Source organism: Sphingomonas sp. LH128 (genome assembly GCF_000293195.2).
In the GTDB taxonomy this organism is placed as follows: domain Bacteria; phylum Pseudomonadota; class Alphaproteobacteria; order Sphingomonadales; family Sphingomonadaceae; genus Novosphingobium; species Novosphingobium resinovorum_A.
This window is the reverse complement of record NZ_ALVC01000512.1, coordinates 1-360: the sequence shown is the minus strand read 5'-3', so window position 1 is coordinate 360 and position 360 is coordinate 1. Positions and strand designations below refer to the sequence as shown.

The 360-nt window shown below is 66.9% G+C and carries 1 protein-coding gene; it reads right to left on the bottom strand.

Translation table 11 applies throughout. From position 1 onward, the window contains the following. Positions 1-360 (bottom strand): SDR family oxidoreductase (locus LH128_RS29425; protein WP_008833352.1); only part of this gene is annotated, 360 nt, incomplete at both ends.

Below are 360 nucleotides of genomic sequence, written 5' to 3'. Positions count from 1 at the left end.
CGCCTTGGTGCCCATGTAGGCGGCATGGTCCTCCAGCATGATCGAGGCGGTGGCGGAACTGATCTGGATCAGCGAGCCGCCGTCGCGCATCACCCGCAGCATCGCCTGATAGAACAGGATCGCGCCGGTGAACTGCAGCGCGGTCATCTTCTCGATCTCGGCCTTGGTGGTGTCGAGGAAGGGTTTGAGCAGACCCCAGCCGGTGGCGTTCACGGCGATGTCGATGCCGCCGTAAGTCGCCTTCGCGGTGTCGCCGAGGCGGGCGAGGTCTTCCTCGCTGGTGAGATCGCAGCCGGTCACCGCCAGCCCGCCGATCTCGGTGGCGAGGCGTTCCAGTTCCTCCGCCTTGCGCCCGGCGAC